The sequence below is a fragment of the Mycetohabitans sp. B3 genome (assembly GCF_021498065.1).
GTDB lineage: Bacteria > Pseudomonadota > Gammaproteobacteria > Burkholderiales > Burkholderiaceae > Mycetohabitans.
The window spans coordinates 1-2518 of the sequence record NZ_JAHLKN010000006.1 but is presented as its reverse complement, the minus strand read 5'-3'; the positions used below and the strand labels follow the sequence as shown (position 1 = coordinate 2518).

Genomic DNA, 2518 nt, shown 5'->3' with positions numbered 1-2518 from the left:
GAGCCGTCTGCGCCATAGTACGGTTGTCCGGTCGTTAGCGTCGCCCGGCTCGTGTTAATAAAGCCCCCGCCGTTCACGATAATGCCCGACGGATTAGCGACCACCACCTCAGCGCGCGGACCGGCCACCTCCACAGGGCCACGCAGCTGGCTTGCTTCTAGACTATGAACCTCGTTGACGATGAGGCGCGCCGACTGATTCGGGCCGAAGTGCGGATTGCCGTTGATATAGCCTGCTCGACCCGTTTTAACAATCGCCGAAGCATTGTTTAGGATCGCGCCGGGCGCTTGGACGTCGAACTGATGGTAGTGATTGACCGACACGCCTGCCCCGGACGGCCGGGCAATATCGACCTGCGGCAAACCATTTTGCGTTTGGATGACTCGCGTCTCGCCCCCAGGAGCCGGCACGATTTGCGCAAGGCCCCACGCTGGCCACGCGCTCAGCCAGAGCGCCACGAAGCGGGCGCGGCCCACACGCCACACCGGCTCAACACCCACTAGAATCCAACGCGTTGCCATAGAGATTCGCCTCGTTGGGCAATTGAACTACCTTAGTATAAGATTCGCCATTGGCCAACCGCCTGTGCCGTGCCCCGGACACCGCCCCCATTCAATCGGAAAAAATACTGCGCGGGACGGACCCGCCCACCCCAGTGGGCCGCCCCGCCATGCCAATATCAGGTCCCCGCTGGCCGCGCCAGCCCTATTTGTCAAGGAGCGCCTGCTTTGCCAACCTCGACAGCACGGCTACCCCCTCGCTACGCTGGCCCGCTTGTGGGATGTGCGGCCCTGCTGCTCGGCGGCATAGGCACCAGCCCCGGGGCGCTGGCGCAAAACCCGCCTGAACCGACGCGGCAAACCACCTATCCGGAACAGCGGCTTGAGCAACAGCGCCAGGCACAAGAGCGCGAACAGGCCATCAACACGCCTGCTGTACGCTCCAGCGCACCGCCCGCCGCGGCCTACCCGGTGTTGCCCATCGAGCAGCCGTGCTTTCGCCTTGACCGCCTCGCGCTTAAGGTGCCTGAGCTTCTACCGGCATCCGTGCGCGCGCAAGGCGCCTCGGCGCTGCCCCAGGACCGCTTCGCATTTGCACGTCAATGGCTGGCACACTACGCGGGTCAATGCGTCGGCAAGCAGGGTTTGGACCGGATTGTCAGTGGGCTAACACAGGAGATTTTAAGCCGCGGCTATATCACAATACGGGTTATGCTGGCCGAGCAGGATCTGTCGCACGGCGAGTTGACCGTCACGCTAGTGCCAGGCGTGATTCATACCGTGCGTTTATCGGAACCAACAATACGCGGCACATGGAAGTCCGCGTTTCCAGCTAGAGCCGGCGACGCGCTGAATCTGCGCGATCTTGAACAAGGCCTGGAGCAGCTCAAGCGCGTGCCAAGTCAGGACGTCGACATGCGGATTGAACCCGCCCAGACGCCAGGTCAGAGTGACGTGGTGATCCAGCTGAGGCGCGCCAAGCCGTGGACGATCGTCGCAGCAGTGGACAACTCGGGGGCACGGGCGACCGGCAAGCTGCAAGGCCACGTGAGCGTCGGCGTCGATAACCCACTGGGCTTGAACGACATACTGAACGTGGGCGCCAACCATGATCTCAGTTTCGGCGACAAGCGGCTCGGCTCGCACGGCTGGAACGCTGCCTATTCGATCCCGTATGGATACTGGACCGCATCGCTGTCCGCCAGTACCAACACCTACTACCAACAGATTGTCGGCGTGAACCACACCTTTGTCGCGAGCGGCAACAGCCAGTTCGTCGACGCGCGCGTGCATCGCACACTGGCGCGCAGCCAGGCCGGTGTGTTCGGTGTGCAGCTGCGCGGCATTAAGCGCTTTGGCGCGAGCTTTATCGAAGACACCGAAATCAAACCACAACGACGTAATAATACGTTTATCGAGTTGGGTTTGACCCATCGGCATTATGTCGGCGGCGCACAGTTTGACGGCCTGCTCGCGTACCGGCATGGTCTGGGTTGGCTCGGTGCAACGCCGGCGTTGCCACGCGGCTATCCGACGTATCGACTGCGCATGGCATCGCTCGATGCGAATCTGTCCGTGCCGTTCACGCTCGCGAGCCAGCCGTTGCGCTACGTCAGTGCCGCACACGGGCAGTTCACCAACGACCGGCTGTTTTATCTGGATAGCTTGACCATCGGCAGCCGCTACACGGTGCGTGGTTTCGATGGCGAGACAATGCTCGCCGGCGAGCGCGGCTTTTACTGGCGCAATGAACTGCAAGCGCCCATCGCGCACACCGGGCAGCACGCTTACGTGGCGCTCGATTATGGCCAAGTCTTCGGTCCACTGACACGAGGCCAAGACGGCACGCGGCTCGTTGGCACGGCCCTTGGGCTGCGCGGCACGGTGCCTACGCGCTTGGCCACTTACACGTACGAGTTGTTCGCTGGCACGCCCCTGTATCGTCCAACGGCGTTATCGACGGCCCGCGTCACAGTCGGCTTTCAACTGAGCGCGCAGCTGTGAGCAGGCACACGTCA

At 62.5% G+C, this 2518-nt stretch carries 2 protein-coding genes; one reads left to right on the top strand and one right to left on the bottom strand.

Annotated elements, in window-relative coordinates; all coding sequences use genetic code 11:
• Positions 1–521, bottom strand: a 521-nt coding sequence (locus KQH55_RS01520) for a filamentous hemagglutinin N-terminal domain-containing protein (protein ID WP_235090062.1), incomplete at its 3' end; no start/stop codon positions are given.
• Between the two features lie 306 nt (positions 522–827).
• On the opposite strand from KQH55_RS01520, the gene KQH55_RS01515 reads away from it, so the two are divergent.
• Positions 828–2504, top strand: coding sequence for a ShlB/FhaC/HecB family hemolysin secretion/activation protein (locus tag KQH55_RS01515; protein ID WP_235090063.1), 1677 nt, complete (start codon positions 828–830; stop codon positions 2502–2504).
• Positions 2505–2518: the final 14 nt, after the last annotated feature.